This is a genomic window from Nitriliruptor alkaliphilus DSM 45188 (assembly GCF_000969705.1).
Classification (GTDB): domain Bacteria; phylum Actinomycetota; class Nitriliruptoria; order Nitriliruptorales; family Nitriliruptoraceae; genus Nitriliruptor; species Nitriliruptor alkaliphilus.
The window spans coordinates 2567052-2586490 of the sequence record NZ_KQ033901.1 but is presented as its reverse complement, the minus strand read 5'-3'; the positions used below and the strand labels follow the sequence as shown (position 1 = coordinate 2586490).

20 protein-coding genes are annotated in these 19439 nt (G+C 73.7%); 1 reads left to right on the top strand and 19 read right to left on the bottom strand.

Translation table 11 applies throughout. The annotated features are described in order from the left end of the window. Positions 1-102: 102 nt before the first annotated feature. From NITAL_RS12080 to NITAL_RS12035, 10 genes are all read right to left on the bottom strand, one after another. Positions 103-1254, bottom strand: coding sequence for an S-layer homology domain-containing protein (locus NITAL_RS12080; RefSeq protein WP_052666443.1), 1152 nt, complete (start codon positions 1252-1254; stop codon positions 103-105). 270 nt (positions 1255-1524) lie between these two features. Beyond that, entirely contained in the window at positions 1525-2457 is a 933-nt protein-coding gene (locus NITAL_RS12075) for an NAD(P)/FAD-dependent oxidoreductase (RefSeq protein WP_211262369.1), read from the bottom strand. Between the two features lie 129 nt (positions 2458-2586). Continuing rightward, entirely contained in the window at positions 2587-2976 is a 390-nt protein-coding gene (locus NITAL_RS12070) for a hypothetical protein (protein ID WP_052666441.1), read from the bottom strand. 43 nt (positions 2977-3019) lie between these two features. Beyond that, complete coding sequence (locus NITAL_RS12065; RefSeq protein WP_157041791.1) at positions 3020-4690, bottom strand: S-layer homology domain-containing protein; 1671 nt, start codon at positions 4688-4690, stop codon at positions 3020-3022. Positions 4691-4896: 206 nt separating this feature from the next. Beyond that, complete coding sequence (locus NITAL_RS12060; RefSeq protein WP_052666439.1) at positions 4897-6060, bottom strand: DNA-processing protein DprA; 1164 nt, start codon at positions 6058-6060, stop codon at positions 4897-4899. Continuing rightward, positions 6057-7574 (bottom strand): YifB family Mg chelatase-like AAA ATPase, encoded by a 1518-nt coding sequence (locus tag NITAL_RS12055; RefSeq protein ID WP_052666438.1) that lies wholly within the window; start codon positions 7572-7574, stop codon positions 6057-6059. Before NITAL_RS12055 ends, NITAL_RS12060 begins: the two co-directional genes overlap by 4 nt. 16 nt (positions 7575-7590) lie before the next feature. Beyond that, positions 7591-8010 carry a YraN family protein gene (locus NITAL_RS12050; RefSeq protein WP_211262368.1) on the bottom strand — a complete coding sequence of 140 codons (420 nt, stop codon included), beginning with the start codon at positions 8008-8010 and terminating at the stop codon, positions 7591-7593. Between the two features lie 44 nt (positions 8011-8054). After that, positions 8055-8837: a Type 1 glutamine amidotransferase-like domain-containing protein gene (locus tag NITAL_RS12045; RefSeq protein WP_052666436.1), complete on the bottom strand. Its 783-nt coding sequence runs from the start codon at positions 8835-8837 to the stop codon at positions 8055-8057. After that, complete coding sequence (locus tag NITAL_RS12040) at positions 8834-9844, bottom strand: lysylphosphatidylglycerol synthase transmembrane domain-containing protein (RefSeq protein ID WP_052666435.1); 1011 nt, start codon at positions 9842-9844, stop codon at positions 8834-8836. Before NITAL_RS12040 ends, NITAL_RS12045 begins: the two co-directional genes overlap by 4 nt. A 251-nt stretch (positions 9845-10095) precedes the next feature. Further along, the gene (locus tag NITAL_RS12035) at positions 10096-10410 is read right to left on the bottom strand and encodes a DUF2469 family protein (RefSeq protein WP_052666434.1); all 315 of its coding nucleotides are present in this window, start codon (positions 10408-10410) and stop codon (positions 10096-10098) included. Between the two features lie 135 nt (positions 10411-10545). On the opposite strand from NITAL_RS12035, the gene NITAL_RS12030 reads away from it, so the two are divergent. Beyond that, positions 10546-11241: a ribonuclease HII gene (locus NITAL_RS12030; RefSeq protein ID WP_052666433.1), complete on the top strand. Its 696-nt coding sequence runs from the start codon at positions 10546-10548 to the stop codon at positions 11239-11241. Here NITAL_RS12030 and lepB read toward each other — a convergent pair. The 9 genes from lepB to ffh all read right to left on the bottom strand — a co-directional run bounded on the left by lepB (position 11238) and on the right by ffh (position 19337). Next, positions 11238-12077 (bottom strand): signal peptidase I, encoded by an 840-nt coding sequence (lepB, locus tag NITAL_RS12025; protein WP_052666432.1) that lies wholly within the window; start codon positions 12075-12077, stop codon positions 11238-11240. The genes NITAL_RS12030 and lepB overlap by 4 nt on opposite strands. A gap of 20 nt (positions 12078-12097) precedes the next feature. Beyond that, positions 12098-12448, bottom strand: coding sequence for a 50S ribosomal protein L19 (gene rplS, locus NITAL_RS12020; RefSeq protein ID WP_052666431.1), 351 nt, complete (start codon positions 12446-12448; stop codon positions 12098-12100). A 216-nt stretch (positions 12449-12664) separates the two neighbouring features. Then, on the bottom strand, positions 12665-13402 hold the full coding sequence (gene trmD, locus NITAL_RS12015) for a tRNA (guanosine(37)-N1)-methyltransferase TrmD (RefSeq protein ID WP_052666430.1): 738 nt from the start codon (positions 13400-13402) through the stop codon (positions 12665-12667). Then, positions 13403-13981: a ribosome maturation factor RimM gene (gene rimM, locus NITAL_RS12010; protein ID WP_052666429.1), complete on the bottom strand. Its 579-nt coding sequence runs from the start codon at positions 13979-13981 to the stop codon at positions 13403-13405. Positions 13982-14116: 135 nt separating this feature from the next. Then, positions 14117-14353: a KH domain-containing protein gene (locus NITAL_RS12005; RefSeq protein ID WP_052666428.1), complete on the bottom strand. Its 237-nt coding sequence runs from the start codon at positions 14351-14353 to the stop codon at positions 14117-14119. Beyond that, on the bottom strand, positions 14350-14700 hold the full coding sequence (rpsP, locus tag NITAL_RS29195; RefSeq protein WP_052666427.1) for a 30S ribosomal protein S16: 351 nt from the start codon (positions 14698-14700) through the stop codon (positions 14350-14352). Before rpsP ends, NITAL_RS12005 begins: the two co-directional genes overlap by 4 nt. Before the next feature lie 216 nt (positions 14701-14916). Further along, entirely contained in the window at positions 14917-15717 is an 801-nt protein-coding gene (locus NITAL_RS11995; RefSeq protein WP_169786828.1) for a PIG-L deacetylase family protein, read from the bottom strand. Positions 15718-15856: 139 nt separating this feature from the next. Then, the gene (locus NITAL_RS11990; RefSeq protein ID WP_052666425.1) at positions 15857-17833 is read right to left on the bottom strand and encodes an OmpA family protein; all 1977 of its coding nucleotides are present in this window, start codon (positions 17831-17833) and stop codon (positions 15857-15859) included. A 34-nt stretch (positions 17834-17867) separates the two neighbouring features. Next, positions 17868-19337 carry a signal recognition particle protein gene (ffh, locus tag NITAL_RS11985; RefSeq protein ID WP_052666424.1) on the bottom strand — a complete coding sequence of 490 codons (1470 nt, stop codon included), beginning with the start codon at positions 19335-19337 and terminating at the stop codon, positions 17868-17870. Positions 19338-19439 lie beyond the last annotated feature (102 nt).

Sequence of the window (19439 nt, the reverse complement as noted above, 5' to 3'; positions counted from 1 at the left end):
GGCTCGCACGTGGCCGAGCGTGGTGCGCCCGGTGCCCGGTGTCAAGAACTGTCGTCTGATGTGGCGTCGGTACCGGACGCCGTCGACCCCGGGGCGAGCGGGTCAGCGGGCGGCGTGAGCGCGCTGCAGGAAGGTCGCCATCTGGGCACGGGTGACCGTCAGCCCGGGCTGGTAGGTGCCGTCCTTGTAGCCCGTGGTGATGCCTGCATCCGCGATGGAACCGATGGCACCGGCGTGCGGCGACGATCCGTGCACGTCCGGGAACCGCCGGTCCGACCGGGGCAGGTCGAGGGCGTTGCGCAGGAACGTGGCCATCTGATCGCGACGCACGATGCCCTGCGGGTCGAAGCGGCCGCCGCCGACCCCGCTGGTGATCCCGGCAGCCTTGATGGCAGCGATGCCGCGCTCGTGCGGGTGTCCTGCGGGCACGTCGCTGAAGCCGTGGGGACCCCCGTCGGGCAGCTTGCCGGCGAGCATGAGGAAGGTCGCCATCTGACCACGGGTGACCCCGTTGGAGGGGCAGTAGTGGCCGGGGGTGGCACAGCCCCTGGTGATGCCCTGCTCGGCGACCCAGGTGATGCCGGCCAGGTGCGGGTGGTCGGAGGGGACGTCGGAGAACCGGGCCCGGTTGACCCGCGCGACCGAACCGCTCGGATAGTCCCGACGGGCCTCGGCGTCCCGGAGGCTGAAGTACGGGTTGATCCGGTCGGTGCCCTGGCGGTCGACCACGTTGGGGTCGGAGATCTCGAAGTGCAGGTGCGGCCACGAGGCCGACGCGTTGCCCGAGTGGCCGACGTACCCGATGTGCTGCCCGCGCTGGACCTCGGAACCCCGGACGAGACCGGGGGCGTAGGCCTCCTCCGCGGGGCCGTCCTGGCGGCCGAGGTGGAGGTAGCGGTAGGTCCGCCCGTCCGTCCCGAGGATGCTGATGGCCCAACCCCAGCTCGGCAGCGAGCGGCCCTCGATGCCGTTGATGCTGGTGATGCGGCCCCCGACCGCCGCGTGGACGGGGAGGCCGTACGCGTTCGGGCCACCGATGTCGGTCGCCCCGTGATCACCTCGGGAACGCTGCCCGAAGTAGTCGTTGTGGTAGCTGGTGAGGCGGCCCTGGTCGTGGACCGGGAAGGTGATGTTCACGATCTGGTCGGTGCCGGCGACCGCTGACGCCGACGCCGACGGGGAGGGCAGCATCGCGACCACGAGGCCGACACCGAGCAGGAGCGAGAGGACAGCACCGGATGTGACACGCAGCACGGACGACCTCGAGTGACGGGGCGGGGGCGGAGCGGGGAGGGGTGCAGGGTGGTGGCCGCGGTGGCCGCGGCGTGCGGGAGGGCAGCAGGTTCGGGCTGGGTGCGCCATCCACGGGCACCAGGCCGCACGCGGGCACCGCCACGGGAACTCCCCCGGTCATCGGACAGGTCGGCCCCGAACTCGACCCGTCCATGCGCGTACCGCTCGGTACCGAGCGTGTGGCGCGTGTGGCCGCGGTCACCTGCTGTCGTGAACAGAGGTGCTCGGGAATCAGGGCGCGAGGAGCTCGGGGGACGGCGCGGCCGGCGGCGCACCCGGGACGGTCGCCCGCCCCTGCAGGGACTGGGCGCACGCCACACCGGCCGTAGCACCCTCGCCGATGGCGACGGCGACCAGCTGCATCCCCGGTGTGACGTCGCCCGCCGCGAAGACACCGGCGACGCTCGTGCCCTGCTCGTGATCGACCGCGATGACCCCCTCGTCGGTCAGCGCACAGCCGAGTCCGCGCGCGAGCTCGACCGTCGGGTCGTGGCCGATGGAGAAGAACGCCATCGCGGCCGGCAGCTCGCGCCCGCCGACGAGCCGGACGGCGTGCAGGTCGCCGCGGGGGCCGAGCAGCGCCTCGGCGCGGCCGTCGACGAGCTCGATGCCCACCTCGTCGAGCTGCCGGCGTTGCGCGTCGGTGACCTGGAGCGGCGTCCCGTCGCTGACGACCACCACCTCGCTGGCCCAGTCGAGCAGCTCGGTCGCGAAGGCCGGCACGTGTGCCCCCCAACCGAGCACCACGACGGGCCGGCCGCGGGCCTCGAACCCCTCGCAGGTCGGACAGTGCTGCAGACCGGCGCCGTAGTGCTCGGCGAGACCGTCGATCGCCGGGAGCCGGTCACGGACGCCCGTCGCGAGCACGACGCGGCTGGCGTGCAGGCACTGCCCATCGACCTCGACCTCGAACCCCTCGTCCGCGTGGTCGAGGCCCGAGACCGTGCCCTGGCGCACGGTCACGTGGGGGTACCGGCTCAGCCCCTCGAGCGCGTCCTGGCGCAGCTGCGCCGGAGTGACGGGGTCGCGGCCGAGGAGCCCGTGGACGGCCTCGACCGCGCGGTTGCGGTGATCGCCGGCGTCGACGAGCAGCGTGCGACGTCGGTACCGCCCGAGCCAGGTGGCCGCGCTGAGGCCGGCCGGTCCCCCGCCGACCACGAGCACGTCGACCTCGGTCGGTGGGGGCGCAGGGGTCGACAGGGTCCGCTCGCGGTCCGGGGGCCGGCAGCATCACCGCTCGCCGCGCTGCTGTGCCCGCCCGCGACCGTGCATCCGGTCACCGCCTCCGGCGGATCACTCGTCGTCCGGGCCCGCCGCCGGGTCGTGGCAGGCCACGACGATGCCGGTCGCGACGTCGGTGGCACAGCCATCCTCGTCGACGACCAGCTCGGGATCGGGAGGCGAGGGCTGAGCGGAGGTCTCGGCCGGGGGCTGCTCCGCACCGGTGACCGGGTCGGCCGGGTCCGTCTCGTCGGGGGCGACGGGGTCCTCGACCCCCGGCGCCTCGGCGGCGGGCGCATCACCGGCGGGCGCATCGCCGGCGGGCGCATCGCCAGCGGGCGCATCGCCGGTGGTTGCGGCGGGTGCCACGTCGAGCTGGACGGGGGCCTGGCTCCCGCAGCCGGCCAGGAGCAGCGCGGCGAGGGTGCACGCGAGCAGGCGGGACAGACAGCGGTGGGTCACGGTCGGGCTCCTCGGGGCGGGGCGGTTGCGGTGGTTGTCCGGGTCACGCCTGCTTCGCGGCCCAGGCGAGCGCGCGGGCCAGGAACGCGGCCATCTCGGCGCGTGTCACCGGCTGGCTCGGCCGGAAGGAGCCGTCGCGGTAGCCGCTTGCGATCCCTGCCTCGACGAGGCCGCCGATGGCTCCGTCGTGGGTGTGTCCGCGCGGGACGTCGGGGAAACGGCTCGGCGTCCGCGGGACCTCGAACCCACGTGCGATGAAAGTCGCCATCTGACCCCGCGTGACGGGCGCGTTGGGGCAGAAGCGGCGCGGCTCGCAACCGGTGGTGATCCCCGCTGCAGCCAGCGACGCGACAGCGCTGGCGTGGGGACCCGAGTCGATGTCGCGGAACGGGGTGCCGCTCACCGCTGGCAGGTCGAGGGCACGGACGAGGAACGAGGCCATCTGGGCGCGCACGACCGGGTCGCTCGGGCAGTAGAAGCCGGGCGCGCAGCCCTCGGTGATGCGTCGCACGGCGATGGTCTCGATCGCGGTGTAGTGGGGGTGGCTGGCCGGCACGTCACGGAACCGGGTGGAGCCGGCCGGGCTGATACCGGTGGCCAGGGACGCGATGCGGCTCCGCAGGTGCCCCATCCGGGCGTAGAGGTACCGGCCCGGGCACGCGGTCTGGCCGACGTTGCGGTGCGACGTGAAGGTGTTGATCCGGGTGCCGTTGACGGTCATGGTCCGCGAGGCGCTGCGGTCGATGCCGTGGACGTCGTACTTCCAGGCGCTGACGCGGGCGACCGACTCGAGCGCGGCGGAGGGCACGTCGGCGATGTCGAAGTTGCCCATCACCGAGACCCCGAAGGAACCGGTGTTGTAACCGCGGGCGTGGGCCCCGATGACGCCGCGGTCCAGACCGCCGAAGCGTCCCTCGAAGATCTGCCCGTAGCGGTCGACGAGGATGTTGTAGCCGATGTCGCCCCAGCCGAGCGTCTGCGCGTGGTAGTGGTAGATGCCGCGGACGACGGCCGCCGACTGCGCGCGGGTGTAGTTGTTCGACCCGGCGGTGTGGTGCAGGACCGCGAAGGTCGGGGTCCGGTACGAGGGGCTGCCGCGACGGATGGACTCGTTGGCCCCCCAGCCGGCGCGGGAGATGATCGTGGGCCGGGCCGCGGTCGCCTCGGCTGGCGCGACCACCGGTCGCGGGGTCAGGTGGCGCACGACCTTGGCGAGGGTGCTCTCGTTGGCGCCGAGGGTGTCGACGAGGATCGCCTCGATCTGGTCACCGATGTCGCAGCCGTCGCAGGTCACCGCGTCGGCATCGAAGGTGAGCTGGAACGCGTCCGAGGGACCGACCCAGATGGGCTCGGTCACGTCGCTGGCGGCGGTGGCGGCCTCGGGGCTGTCCGCGTCCGGACCATCGAGGACGGCGTCGACGCGGTCGATGTCGAGCCACTCGTTCCAGACGCCGTCGAGGTCGCGCGTTCGGATCTGCAGCTCCTCGAGGCCGGGCGGCAGGCGCAGGCCGATGGTCGAGAACGACACCTCGGTGACGACCGGTTCGGTCCGGGCGGGCTCGACGGCCTGGAGGTCGGACGCGACGTCCGCTCCCTCAGGATCGGTCGCCAGCCGTAGGCCCTCCACCGTGGTGGTGACGGTCTGCGGTGGGGCGACCTCGGTGGCGATGGCGGGCGCGACCGGGACGAGCGTCAGCGCGGTGAGGCTGGTCACGACGAGCAAGGCGTGGCGGCGTCGGATACGCAAGACGGACCCCAGGGGTGGGAGGCAGTTGGTGGGGGTGGCCGGTCACGGCGGGCACCCACGGATTGCGTCGTCCGTTCGACCACCGTCTTGACCGTCCGCCCGCCCCCCGCTCGCCGGGAACTCTCGGCCACTCGGCCCGCTCCTCGCGGACCGGACGCCGAGCCCCGCGACGGTCAGCGGGGAGCTCGACGGAGCCGCACGCCGGCGGTGTCGTCCGCGGTCTCGCCCGCCACGCGGGCGCGTGTGAGGGCACCCAGCAACGCCGGCGCCGATCGACCCGACCGTGCGGCCAGGTCGTCCACGGGCACCGGCCGCGGCCAGGCCTCGGCGAGGATCGCGTGCACGTCAGGTGGCAGCACGCTGACGGCCGCGCCCGGTCCGGGACCGCCAGCGTCCCGCGGCGCCGAGGTGCCGAGCACGTCCATCAGGTCCGCCGGCTCCGTGCACGGTCCGGCTCCCTCGGCCAGCAAGCGGTGGGGCGCGACGGATCCGGGGGCACGGACGTCACCCGGGACGGCGAGCACGGGGGTACCGCGATCGGCCGCGGCCGTCGCGGTGATGAGGGCACCCGAGCGTGCACCCCCCTCCACCACGACCACGACGTCGGCGAGCGCTGCGACGATCCGGTTGCGGGCCCGCACGTTGCCGGCGTGGGGACGGGCGTCGGGTAGCTGTTCACTGAGCAGCGTCCCACCGTGGTCGAGCACCCGGTCGAACAGGCCGCCCGGGTCGGCGTGCGGGCGCGGGTAGCGGACCGCGTGCCCGCACCCGAGCACGACGCTGGTGCCGCCGGGCCCGGCGTAGGCGGCCAGGTGGGCCGCGGCGTCGATACCGACCGCGCCCCCCGACAGGACCCGGGCCCCCGCGGCCGAGGCGGCTTCCGCCAGCCACGCGGCGACCCCGGTCCCGTATCCCGTCGCCCGGCGGGCACCGACGATGGCCACCGCCGGCACCGCCGCTGGGGGGTCCCCGCGCCAAGCGAGGAGCGGCGGTACGTCCGCGTGGGGCCAGCCGCTCCGGAGCCGGTCGGGGTAGGCGGGATCGGTGACGGTCGCGACCCGGACACCGTCGCGGCGCCAGCACCGCAGCGCGCGGCCGACACGCTCGCGCGCGACGTCGTCCGACGGTGGGTGCACGACCTGGTCGAGCAGGTCCCGGCCGTCGCCCTGCAGCAGCGCCGGCTGGACGGCGTGGCGGTCGGCCGCCTGCGCGACCGCGCGGCGCAGCCCGTCGGCGCCGCGCCCCGGTTCGGTCAGCCAGGTGAGCACGCGCACGAGACGCTCGGGGTCGACACCGTCGGCCGCCACGTGGGCCGCGGCCACCTCGAGCGCGGTCACGCGACGGCCACCGGCTCGGGCAGCCGGTAGGCCACGGCCTCCTCGACGTGTTCGACGTCGACCGCGTCGACGCCCGCGAGGTCCGCGGAGGTGCGCGCGACCCGCAGGCAGCGGTCGAACCCTCGGACCGACAGGCCGAGCTGGTCGATGGCGGTCGCCAGCGCCCGCAACGCTGCCGGCCGGACCGTCGCGCGGACCTGTTCAGGGCCGGCGTCGCGCACCAGGACCCCCGGTCCCCAGCGGTCGGCCGCCACCGCACGGGCGGCGGCGACCCGGGCTGCGACGGTGGCCGTGTCCTCGCCGTCCGCGGGGCCGACCAACCGGTCACGATCGACCGGGCGCAGCTCGACCTGGACGTCGAGCCGGTCGAGCAGCGGTCCCGACAGGCGCGAGCGGTACCGCTCGACACGGTCGGGCCGGCACGTGCACGGCCGTGTCGGGCTCCCGAGGTGCCCGCACGGGCACGGGTTGGTGGCCGCGACGAGGACGACCGACGCGGGGTAGCGGACCGTCGCCCGTGAGCGCGTGATGATCACCTCACCCCGCTCGAGCGGCTGCCGGAGCGCGTCGAGGACCCACCGCGGGGTCTCGAGCAGTTCGTCGAGCAGGAGCAGGCCGCGGTGCGCGAGCGCCAGTTCACCCGGTCGCGGGATGCCGGTGCCCCCACCGATCAGCCCGGCACCGGACACGGTGTGGTGGGGCTCGCGCAGCGGCGGCGTCAACGACAGCGGCTCGTCCGGGCGGCGCTCCCCCGCCAGCGACCGCACCGCGGCGACCTCGAGCGCCTCGTCCACGTCGAGCTTCGGCAGCAGGCCGTGCAGCCGGCGTGCCAGCATCGTCTTGCCGCAGCCGGGTGGGCCGGACAGCAGCACGTGGTGACCGCCGGCGGCCGCGAGTTCGATGGCCCGCCGTGCCACGGCCTGGCCCCGCACGTCACGCAGGTCGTCGCCGGAGGCCTCCTCGACCGCCGGCGTCGGCAGGCACCTGCGTGCCGGTGCCTCCTCACGCAGCACGGCGGTGAGCTCGGCGAGATCGGCCACCGGGACGACGCGCAGGCCCTCGACGAGGGCGGCCTCGGCACCGGCCGCCTCGGGGACGAACAAGGTGCGCGCGCCGTGGTGGCGAGCGCCCGCGGCGGCGGGCAGGACCCCGGGGACGGCCCGGACGCTGCCGTCGAGCCCGACCTCACCGACCGCGTACACCTCGGCGAGGGCCTCGACGGGGACCTGGCCCGAGGCCGCGAGCACGGCGATCGCGATGGGGAGGTCGAAGCCGGTGCCGACCTTCGGCAGGTCCGCCGGCGCCAGGTTGACCACGAGCTTGTCCCCCGGCCAGGTGGCCCCGCTGCGGATCGCACCGGTGCGGACGCGGTCCGCTGCCTCGCGGACCGCGGTGTCGGGCAGCCCGATGAGTCGGGTGGTCGGCAGGCCCGCCGTACACACCGCCTCGACCCGGACCGGGCGGGCTTCGAGGCCGACCAGGGCCACGCCGTGGACGGTCGCGACGGGTCTCATGGGCGCCCTCCCTCCGTCACAGGGCTGCCACCACGTGGGTGAGGACCGGATCGCGGCCGAGGTCGATGGCCACCACGTCGAGCCGGACGCGGGGGTACGGCAGCCGCGCCTCGCGCAGGAACGCGGCGGTCAACGCCCGGATCCTGGCCGCCTTGCGTGGCGGGACGGCGGCCAGCGCGCCACCGAACCGCGCCGCGTCGCGCCGGGCCTTCACCTCGCACACCACCACGCAGCCGAGCCGCGGATCGACCGCGACGATGTCGAGCTCACCGCGCAGCTCGCCGGCGCTGAGGCGCCAGTTGCGGGCGACGAGCTCGCACCCGTCGGTCACGAGGTGGTCGGCCGCGAGGTCCTCGCCGAGCGCCCCCGGTCCGAGCGGTGAGGCGGCGAGCTCGCGCGGGTCGAGGCGGCAGCGGTGCATCGTCGTGGGGTCCATGACGAGCACGCTACGAGCGGTTCACCGTCCCGCCAGGGCGGGTCTCATGCGACCTGTGGACGACGTTCCGGCGCGGGGAGCTCGGCGACGTCGATGGTCCGTTGCGGCACCGGCGGTGTCCACAGGCCGAGCGATTCCGGCGCGACCACGTCACCGCTGCGGTAGACGCGCGTGGAGGTGCCGCGCCGGACCGCCAACCCGCCGGCGCCGAGGACCCGCCACGTCGGCCCCCGGTCACCATCCGGCAGGGCGATCAGCGCCGTGGCGTCCTCGATCCCGAGGATGGTCAGGTGGGGGTGGGTGCGGGTCCGCCACGAGGCCAGTGCCCGGGGTGCCCACTGCTGGTGGTGCGGCGCGACGGCGAGCCCGGCCAGCAGCGCCGCCCCCGATCGGACCGCGAGCGGCGCCCGGACCGACTGCCGGTGCGATCCGAACAGCATCGCACCCGACGACGACCCGCTGAGGGCCGCCCCGGCGTGCCAGCGCGCCACGACCTGGGACCACAGCGGGGTGCCGAGCAGGCGGGCGCTCAGGCGGTCGGGGACCCCGCCGGTGAGCACGATGACGTCCGCGTGGTCGACCAGGTCGGAGCGCTGCCCGGTCTCGGGCGCGGCGATCAACGGGACGGCCCCCATCGCGGTCCACCACTCGACGGCCCGCCCGACGGTGCGGGCACGGGTGCGGAGGCTGGACGCGAAGGGCAGCACGGCGACCACGGGACGCGCCGCCCCCGACGACGCGAGCAGGGCACGGTCGATGGCCTCGCACCCGGGGCCGTGCTCGGATCCGCCGACGAGCGCGATCGCACCCTGTGCCACGGGGTTCACGCCGTCACCTCCAGTTCGATGCGGCCCCGCCGTGTGCGACGGATCTCGCGTCCGACGACGGGTACCGCCAGCAGCAACGGCAGACCGACCGCCAGGGCCCGGTAGCCGAGCACCGCGACGGCGGCGACCGCGGGCTCGGCGCCGAACGCGACCAGGGTTCCGGTGGCGCCGAGCTCCACCACCCCGATGCCGCCCGGGGTCAGCGGCAGGCCGTTGAGCAGGTTGGCCACGGCGTACGCCAGCACGATGGCCAGCAGCGGCACCTGCCCGCCGGCGGCGTGGACGAGGACGGCCAGCACCGTGAGGTCGGCCGTCCACTTGATCGCTGCCCATCCGGTTGACGGCGCGAGCACCAGGGGGCGGCGCAGCAGGTCGCGATGGGTCTCGAGGTTCTCGGCGAGCGACCGTGCCAGGGGTGCACCACGTCGCCGTCGCCCGAGCCACGCGGCGACACGGTGGCGCGTCCCATCGCGGCCGAGCACGCCGCGCAGGACCGCGATCGCCGCGACCATGAGCACCACGACGGCCGCGGCGGCAACCGCGTGGAGCGCGTACCCCGGGGCGGTGACGGCGCCGACGGTCGCTGCTCCGGCGACGAGCACCCCGAGGGTGCCGAGCATCACCGCACCGACGAGGACGACGGTCGCAGCCGCCGCGACGGGGTCGGCGCCGGCCCGGACGAACCGCCGTGCCGCGAAGAGGCCACCGGCCACCCCACCGCCGGGGATCAGCTGGGTCAGCGACACGGCCCCGAGGCCGAGGACCGCGCCGTCCCTCCGGCCGATCCGGCCACCGGTGACCCGGAAGGTGACCCGGTAGACCTGCACGAGGCTGACGACCGCCACCAACTCGAGCATCGCCGCTGCCACGAGGGTCCGAGGGTCGACCACCGCCAGGGCGGCACCGGCCTCGTCGAAGCCGGCCGACGCGACCAGCAGGACCACCGCGCCGATGCCGACGGCGGCCGCCAGCACGTGCCACCCCGTCCGGAGCCTGAGCAGCTCCACCGCACACCTACCCCGTCACCGCACCCCCGGTGGGTGCTGACGGGGACGCTACGCAGCGGGGGCCGACCGGGACATCGGGGACCACCCTGAGCCGGCCCTGAGGGGTGTCAGATGACCCCGAAGCCCCACAGCAGGCCGCCCCCGAGGACGACCACGGCCACGACCAGCAGCCAGATGTCGTTGCGCTTGTCGTCGCGGTAGCGGCGGGTGGCGTTGAAGCCCACGGTGGATCGCTCCCGTCGAGGTGGCGGTCAGTCGCTCATGAAGTCGGGCAGGTCGTGCTCCTCGTGCGCGAGCTCCTCGACGTTGACGTCGCGGAACGTCAGGACGCGCACGTCCTTGAGGAAGCGAGCCGGGCGGTACATGTCCCACACCCACGCGTCCTTGAGCCGGAGCTCGAACCACAGGTCCTCGCCGGGGTGGGGGGTGACCTCGACCTCGTTGCACAGGTAGAAGCGCCGCTCGGTCTCGACCACGTACCGGTAGAGACGGACCACGTCCCGGTACTCGCGGTACAGCGACAGCTCGAGGTCGGTCTCGTAGGCGTCGAGCTCGTCCGGGTTCACGCGGGAGGACCTGTCGTGTCGCGGCCTTCCGGGGGGGTGGGGAAGGCACGGTGGGGACCGCGCGAGGGTAGCGGCCGCCGCGCACCTGCCCGCCGCTGACCCGGCCCGGCTGGGGACGCCGGTACGGTCCCGCTGATGACCACGACCGCCGCTTCAGAGAGCGTCACCGAACCCGCCGGGGGGCGTCGACGGCGACGCAAGGTCCCCGTCCCCGGGGTCCGCGCCGAACGGCCTCACTGGGACGCAGGTGCCGTCGTCGCGGGGGTGGACGAGGTCGGGTGCGGGGCCTGGGCCGGGCCGGTCACCTACGCCGCCGTCGTCATGCCGAGCGACCGACGCGTCTACAAGCTGCGCGACTCGAAGGTCCTGTCGGCACCGGAGCGCGAACGGCTGGCGGACCGCGTGCGGTCGGTCGCGCTCGCCGTCGGCGTGGGGCACGCCAGCAACGAGGAGATCGACCAGCTGGGTCTGAGCGAGGCCCGGCGTGTCGCCGCGCGCCGGGCGGTCGAGGCGCTGCCCGTGCGGCCGGACGTGCTGCTGCTGGACGGCAACTGGGACTTCCTTGCCGGGTACGGGACCCACAACGAGCTGCTCGTCGGCGGCGACGGTCGATCGACCTCGATCGCCGCGGCCTCCATCGTCGCCAAGGTCACCCGGGATGCGATGCTCCGGGCCTGGGACGCCGACCACCCTCGCTACGCGTTCGCGTCCAACAAGGGCTACCCGTCGCCCGGCCACCGGGCGGCCCTGCGCAAGCACGGCCCCTGCGCGTTGCACCGCCACTCGTGGGCGCCGATCGCAGCCCTGCGCCAGGGACGCCTCTTCAGCTAGCCAGCACGATCGAGCCGTGCCAGGGACGTGACCTCGTCGGGGACCTCACCCGGCCCGGGGACGTCCTCGACCGTCGGTGCGGGCGAGGTGGGGGTGGGCACCTCGTGCTGGACGCCGGTCAGGCGCCCGGCGTGGTCGAAGGGGAACAGGATCACCACCGCCCGACCGACCACCTGGTCCCGCTCGACCATGCCGAGCCCGCGGCGCGAGTCGGAGGAGTTGGGGCGGTTGTCGCCGAGGAAGAACAGCCGGTCCTCGGGCACGATCACGGGGCCGTAGTCGTTGTCCTCGTCGACCTTGTACGGCTCGTCGAGCGGCTCACCGTTGACGAAGACGGTGCCGGCCTCGATGCGGATCTCGTCGCCGGGCAGGCCGATGACCCGCTTGACGAAGTCCCGGGCACTGGCGGGCACGACGCCGAGGAACTGGCCGACGCCACGCACGATGTCGCCGACCGCACCGTTGCCGTCCGGTGGCGCGGTGTTGTCGCCCTCGAAGACGACGATCTCGCCGCGCTCTGGCTCGCGGAACCGGTAGGTGACCTTCTCGACGACCATGCGGTCGTCGACCATCAGGGTCGGTTCCATCGACGCGGACGGGATGAAGAACACCTGCAGGACGAAGGTGCGCAGCAGGAACGCGAGGACGAACGCGACCAGCAGCAGGACCGGCAGCTCGCGCAGGAACGAACCGTCCTTGCGGTCGACCTCGTGCGCGTCACGGCGTCGCCGACGAGGGCGGTCAGCGGCGGGAGGGCTGCCGTCAGTGGACCCCTCGACGGACCTCGACGGGTCGACCCCGGAGGTGTAGAGCGGGGCGTCGTCGGGTTCGGGCACGCCTGCTGGCTCCTGCCCGGTCAACGGGCCTCGCGCTTCTCCTTGATGCGGGCCTTCTTGCCGACCCGATCACGCAGGTAGTAGAGCTTCGCACGACGCACCTTGCCGCGCCGGGTGAGCTCGATCTGCTCGAGCACGGGGCTGTGCACCGGGAAGGTGCGCTCGACCCCGACCCCGAAGGAGATCTTGCGGACCGTGAAGGTCTCGCGGGCTCCCGAGCCCTTGCGGGCGATGACGACGCCCTCGAACACCTGGATGCGCGAGCGCGTGCCCTCGACGACGCGGACGTGCACCTTGACGGTGTCGCCGGGCCAGAAGTCCGGCACGTCGTCGCGCAGCTGCGCCTTCTCGACGAGATCGACCTTGTTCATACGTCTTCAGCTTCCCGTGCTCGGGGGTGGGGTGCAGCGCTGCGCGGCCTCGGACGCACGATCCGGCTGGCGCGGGAGGCCGGAGCCTGCCGAGGCGAGGTGCGCCGCGCGGAGCGCGGGCGCGGGAGGAGACGCGCGGAACGCTGCGGGCGGAAGGATACGGCCCCCCTACCGAAGCGACAACCCAGGGGTCCGGACCGGCCGCACGCCGCGCTCTCAGGCCAGCAGATCGGGCCGGCGGGCACGGGTCAGCTCGACCGCCTGCTCGTGACGCCAACGGTCGACCGCGCCGTGGTCGCCCGAGGTCAGCACCGGCGGGATGCCGCGTCCCCGCACCTGCGCCGGGCGGGTGAACTGCGGGTACTCGAGGAGGCCCGAGGTGAACGATTCATCGGCGGGGGAGGCGGCGTTGCCCATGACGCCGGGCAGGTGTCGGGTGACGGCCTCGATGACGACGGCGGCGGCCACCTCGCCGCCGAACAGGACGTAGTCCCCGATGGAGACCTCGTCGGTGGCGACCAGTTCGTGGGCCCGTTCGTCGATGCCCTCGTAGCGACCGCAGCAGAGCACCAGCCGGTCCTCGGCGGCGAGTTCGGCCGCGAAGCCCTGCGTGAGCGGGGTCCCGCGCGGGGTGAGCAGCAGCGTCCTCGGCCGCTGGCCGCCGGCGACGAACCGGGCGCCCTCGGGGGGCTGGTCGCGGCCCGCGGTGGCCTCGGGGGGCAGGTCGTTCCAGACCGCCTCGGCGGCGTTGACCCAGACGTCAGCCCGCATGACCATGCCGGCGCCGCCCCCGTACGGGGCATCGTCGACGGTCCGGTGGCGATCGGTCGCCCACGCACGCAGGTCGTGCACCCGCGTGTCGAGGGTGCCCGCCACACCGGCCTTGCCGAGCAGCGAGGTGCTCAGCGGGCCTTCGAACCACCCGGGGAAGATGGTCAGGATGTCGAGGCGCACCTAGGTCGCCCCCGCCTCGGGGCCGCCGGGGGCGACCTCGCCCTCGGATCGGACCACCGCCGCCTCGCCGGAGACGAGGCCCTCGGGGGGGTCGACGACCACGAGCAGCTCGGTGCCGTCGGGGAGCTCGCCGACCTCGACGTACTCGTCGACGGCGGGCAGCAACCAGGTGGTGCCGTCGTCGCGGGTGACCTCGAGCAGGTCGTAGCCGGCCGCGGCGGGTAGCTCGACGTGGTCGGAGACCTCTCCGAGGTGGTCGCCGTCCGCGGTGACGACCGCCATGCCGATCAGCTCGTGGACGTAGTAGTTCTCGGTGTCGTCGAGGTCGGCCGGGGGCGCTTCGATGAGTCGACCGCGGAGGGGTTCGGCGGCGGTGCGGTCCGCGATGCCCTCGAAACGCACGAGCAGCCGCCCCTGGTGGGGACGGCTGCTGGCGATCGTGGTGGCGACGCCGCCGAGCTGCACGGTGTCGCCGGGTTCGAAGCGTCCCTCGACCTCGGAGAGCACGAGGACCGACACCTCACCACGGATCCCGTGCGGCTTGATCACCCGCCCGATCGCGACCAGTCCCTCGCTCACAGCAAGGTCCTCCACGGATCCTGTTCCCCCCGAGCAGAGGGGGGAACGAGCCCGCCCCTCAGCTTCTCCGAGGGCGGGCGATGGGGGGTTGTCGGGAGACTCAGCGAGGCGCCCAGGCGCCGATGCTGAGACGACCTAATCCACGATCTCCACGGTGACGTTCTCGTCGTCGAGGGCGCCGGCGGCCTTGACGAGGGTGCGCATGGCCTTGGCGGTCCGGCCACGCTTGCCGATGACCTTGCCGAGGTCCTCCTCGTGGACGTGGAGCTCGAGCACGACCTCGCGGTCGTCCTCGGACACCTCGATGCGGACCTCGTCGGGGTGATCGACGAGCTGCTTGGCGACGAACTCGAGGACGTCCTCGGACCTCACGCGTCCGCCTCCGCCTCGGCGCGAGCCTTGGCCTTCTTGTTCAGGCGGGTCTTGGGGCCCTCGGCGGCGCGGTCACGCTGCGGCGCGTCGCCGGGCTTGAACTGCTCCCAGACGCCGGCGATGCGCAGGATCTTGGTGACGGCGTCGGTCGGCTGCGCGCCGTGCTGCAGCCAGTGGAGGGCGCGCTCGTCGTTGACGATGATGGTCGAGGGGTCGTCGAGGGGGTGGTACTCGCCGAGGATCTCGATGAACCGGCCGTCGCGCGGGGACCGGGTGTCGGCGGCGACGATGCGGTAGTGGGGACGCTTCTTGGTGCCTTCACGGCGGAGACGGAGCTTGACGGCCACGGTGTGGCTCCTGTGGGTGGGGTGCGGGCACGTCGGTGTGCGCCAGCACGGTGGCGGCCACGTCCCGTACCCACACGGTCCCGGCCCGAGGTGACGGGGCGGACGGTGGGGCGGAGGACGAACCGGAGGGTCACGCCGCGGCGAGGTTCGCTGCTGCGGCGGTCGGCCAGGAGGCAGGACCTCGAGGGTGCGACGGGTCGGAGGGTACCGGAACGTTCAGCCCGCCGTCGCGCTCGGCCGCGCGTACAGCTGCGTCTCGTGGGTACCGGCCGGCGCCGCCGGCCGGACCCGTCGGAGGTGATCGGACGCCAGGAACGCGTGCTCGAGGTCGGCGGGCAGGTCGGCGAAGGGCGACACCTGGGAGGCGTGGCAGGCGATCGCCCGCCGGCGCTGCTCGAGGTGGGCGCTGGTGTCGAGGATGGTGGTGATGGCTCCATCGGGGGTGCCGAGGCCCGCCTCGTCGACGTCGAGGTAGGGGCTGTCCGGGTCGCGATCGCGTACCACGTCCGCCCAGCGCCGCAGCAGGGACCGGGGGAGGCCGTGCAGCAGGACCCGCTCCACCGTCCATCGGCTGCGTTCGACGGCGGCGAGGGTGGCGTCGCGGACGTGGACGTGGTCGCGGTGACCGTCGGATCCGTCGAGGGTGAGCACGAGGTGGGGCCGGTGACGCTCGATCACCGCCAGCAGGGTCCTGGTCAGGTCCTCGATCGGGGTCGCAGCCAGCGTGCCAGCTGCCGGCGTGCCGGCCATCCCCGAGTCCCGGAGGTCGAGCAGCTCCACGTGCGCGACACCGAGCACGGCCGCTGCGGCCCGCAGCTCGGCCTCGCGGACCCGACCGAGGTCAGCCGGCGCGACGCCGCTGCCGGGGGCGGGCTCGCCCGCCTCGCCGCGGGTGGCGCAACACACGCTGACCTCGGCGCCTTCCGCAGCGGCTCGCGCGAGGACCGAGCCCAGACCGAAGGTCTCGTCGTCGGGGTGGGCGACCAGGGCCAACAGTCGCGGGCCATCCGTCCTCACGTCGTACGCCCTCCCCTGCGCCGCGCCGTCGCCGGCCGCCTCCCCCTCGGCGAGTAGAGACGGTCGGTGGGCCGCGGTCAACGGCCTCGGGCGTGCCAGGGCGGTCGCTGCGGACGCGGTGCTGCGGAAGCTCGGACGCTCACTCGCGAAGCACGATCTCGACGCGACGGTTGCGCTGCCGCCCCTCGGGGTCGTCCTCGCCGTCCGCGGTGGCGTTCGGGGCCACGGGGTCAGTGGCGCCGAACCCGACCGCGGTCAGCTGCGAGCTGGATGCTCCCGCCGCGACCAGCGCGTCGACCACGGCCTGGGCGCGGCCCTCCGACAGCTCCTGGTTGTACTCGTCGCTGCCGACGTCGTCGGTGTGTCCACGGACCTCGACCTGGACGTCGGTGTAGAAGGCCAGGATCTCGGCGACGCGCACGACCACCTCGTCGGCATCCCCGACCAGGTCGGCCGAGTCGAACTCGAACAGCACCGTCTCGGGCAGGGTGACCACGAGTCCGTCGGGCGTCCGTTCGGCGCCGAGGTCCTCGAGCGACGCCTCGGCCTCGGCGGCGTCGTCGGCATCGACGGTGTCGGGGTCCCCGCCGCCACGACCGGCGACGGTGGTCGCCACGCGGCCGCGTGGGTTCCACGTGGTCGGCTCGAGCTCGCCGTCGATGTCGATCGCGACGGTCACCATCGGCTCGTCCTCGGCCTCCCCAGCGTCGTCGGCATCCTCGGCATCCTCCGCGTCGTCCTCGGACGACGCTGCCAGAATGTGGGCCGGCAGTGCTGCCGCCGAGGGTTCGTCGTCCCCCTCGACGCTCTCGTCCGGCAGCGACACCTCGTCGCCGGCCTCCGGTGCTGGCCGCGCCGGCAGCTCGATGGTGACCCGGGTCGGGGTCTCCCGCCGCGCGAACTCGAGGGTGAGCTCGTCGACTCCGGGGGCGAGCGGGCTCAGGAAGACCAGCGTCGCGTCGAGCGTGCCGCCGCTCTCGACCACCAGGTCGCCGCCGTCGGCCGCCTGCATCATCGGGTGGCGGTAACCGGACGGGTCGACGAGGGCGCTCTCCCCACGGAAGTTGAGGTTCCGACCGTCCTCGGTCGTACGGCTGGCGGAGACCTCGACCTGGATGCGGTCCTCGTGGAACGACATCCGCCCGAGCTCGATGACGGTCCCCGCCCCCTCCTCGATCGTCTGCCCGACGTCGAAGGCCTCGGGGAAGGTGTCTCCGGCGGCGACCTTGAGCGGTGTGTCCTCGGCGCGGGCGAGGCTGAAGCCGAGCTCGAGGTTGGCGTCGGGGGTGGTCAGGAAGCCGCTGCTGCCACCGAGGCGCAGCTGGAACTCGGTCTCGTCCGGGTCCAGCTCGCCGAGGAAGCGCAGCGTCCCGCGGACCTGCGACCCGTAGGCGTCGGGGAACTCGTACCAGCCTCCGATCCGCGGGTAGGTGCGCCCCGAACTGTCGACCAGCTCACAGTCGCCGTAGCGGCACAGGTCCGGGTTGGTGTGGGTCAGCGCGAGCGCGAGGAAGGTCACCTCGGTGATGAACCCCTCGCTGCGGACGGTGTAGGGCTGCACCACGACCGGTGAGCGGTCGCGCATGACCGCGTCGACGAACCCCGCCTGCCGGAGCGGCGCCTCGGGGAAGCGGAGCTTCTCGCCGTCCTCGGGTAGCTCGACCTGGAGCCCGCGCCCGAGGACGTCGAGCTGGAGGGTCCGGGTCCCGTCCTCGATGCCCGTGGCGACCAGCTGCAGCGAGGCGGTGGAGCGGCTCGGCAGGGTGCGATCCTGCTCGGCTGGGCGGGGCAGTTCGATGCCGGTGTTGGTGATCAGCCGCACGTCGTGGTCGCGGAAGGTCCGCTCGGTGCGGGCAGCGAGGGTCAGGTCGAGGGTGACGCTGTCCCCGTCGCGCGCGACCTGATCGAGCCGCACGAGGTCATCGCTGCCCCAGCTCGACGGGGCGGGACCGTCCGCGATCGTCACGCCGGGCTCGGCCGCCTCGCCGTCACCGTCACCGTCACCGTCACCGTCACCACCGAAGCAGGCGGCGAGCACGAGTCCGAGCACGACGGTCAACGCCGTCGCCCGGTCCCCGGTCGTCCGCTGCCGTGCCACCGCGCGCGAGTTCCGCACGTGCCCACCCCCCGTCAGGTCGCGTGGCCGGAGGCTAGCGTTTCTTGCTGCCCTTCTTGGGGGCGGGCTGCAGCCCGGCGAAGCCGCCCATGCCGCCCGGTGCCTGCAGGCCCCCCGGGAGCCCGCCGGATTGCAGTTGGCGGAGCGCGGCGGCCTGCGCGGCCTTGCCCTTGACGCCCTTGGGCTTGGTGCCCTGCATCCCGGCCATCTTGGACGCGCTCTTCATCACCTTCTGGATGTCGCCGAACTGCTTGACGAGGCGGTTGACGTCGGTGACCGTCGTGCCGGAGCCGGCCGCGATGCGCTTGCGGCGTCGACCGTTGAGGATCTTGGGGTCCCGGCGCTCCTTGGGCGTCATGGAGCGGATGATCGCCTCGATGCGGGCGACCTGTGCGTCCTCGATCTCGACGTCCTTGAGCTGCTTGCCCATGCCGGGCAGCATCCCGAGCAGGCCCTGCAACGGCCCCATCTTCTTGAGCATCTGCATCTGCTGCAGGAAGTCCTCGAGGGTGAACTCCCCCGACATCAGCGCCGCTTCGGCCGAGGCGGCCTCGTCCTCGCTGTAGGTCTGCTCGGCCTTCTCGATGAGCGTCATGACGTCGCCCATACCGAGGATGCGGCCCGCCATGCGGTCAGGGTGGAACGCCTCGAAGTCCTCCATCTTCTCGCCGATGGAGGCGAACAGGATCGGCGTCCCGGTGACCTCGCGCACCGACAGGGCGGCACCACCGCGGGCGTCACCGTCGAGCTTGGACAGGATCACACCGTCGAAGCCGACGTCGGTCTGGAAGGCCTTGGCGACGTTGACGGCCTCCTGGCCGATCATGGCGTCGATGACGAACATGGTGGTGACCGAACCACCGGTCGAGCCGGCGGCCTCCTTGATGGCGGCGGCCTGGGCGAGCAGATCCGCATCGACGTGCAGCCGGCCGGCGGTGTCGATGATGACGACGTCGCAACCCTCGGCCTTGGCGGCGGTGATGCCGTCACGGGCGACCGGGACGGGGTCGCCCTCGGTGGCGGGGGCGAAGGCCTTGACGCCGACCTTCTCGGCGTTGACCTGCAGCTGGCGGACCGCGGCGGGGCGCTGGAGGTCGCAGGCGACGACCATCACCTGGTGACCCTTGCGCTTCATGAGCGCGGCCAGCTTGCCGGCGGCGGTCGTCTTGCCCGAACCCTGGAGCCCGGCGAGGACGATCACGTGCGGCGACGGGCCCGAGAGGTCGAGCGGGACGGCCGCGCCACCGAGGGCGCGGGTCAGCTCGGCGTCGACGGCCTTGATGACGTGCTGCGCCGGGTTGAGGGCCTTGCTGACCTCGTCGCCGACGAGCGTCTCGCGCAGCCGTTCGACGATCCCCTTGACGACCTTGAAGTTGACGTCCGCCTCGAGCAGCGCGAGGCGGATCTCCTTGAGGGTCGCGTCGACGGTCTTCTCGTCGAGGCGACCGCGACCGCGGACCTTGTCGAGGGCGGCCTCGAGCTTGGTGGAGAGCGTGTCGAACACGTCGCGAGCCTGGGTCCGGGGAGCGGTGGGCGGGCGCCCGAGGGTAGCGGCGCCGCATCCGGCGGAACGGCGTCGCGCGACGGCCCGTCGGCCGTCCACCGC

What these genes read in the sequence shown, in the direction of transcription:
- NITAL_RS12050 (WP_211262368.1), bottom strand. Translation starts at nt 8,010, where the DNA reads ATGGACCCCACGACGATGCACCGCTGCCGCCTCGACCCGCGCGAGCTC.
- rplS (WP_052666431.1), bottom strand. Translation starts at nt 12,448, where the DNA reads ATGAACAAGGTCGATCTCGTCGAGAAGGCGCAGCTGCGCGACGACGTG.
- NITAL_RS12030 (WP_052666433.1), top strand. Translation starts at nt 10,546, where the DNA reads ATGACCACGACCGCCGCTTCAGAGAGCGTCACCGAACCCGCCGGGGGG.
- NITAL_RS12055 (WP_052666438.1), bottom strand. Translation starts at nt 7,574, where the DNA reads ATGAGACCCGTCGCGACCGTCCACGGCGTGGCCCTGGTCGGCCTCGAA.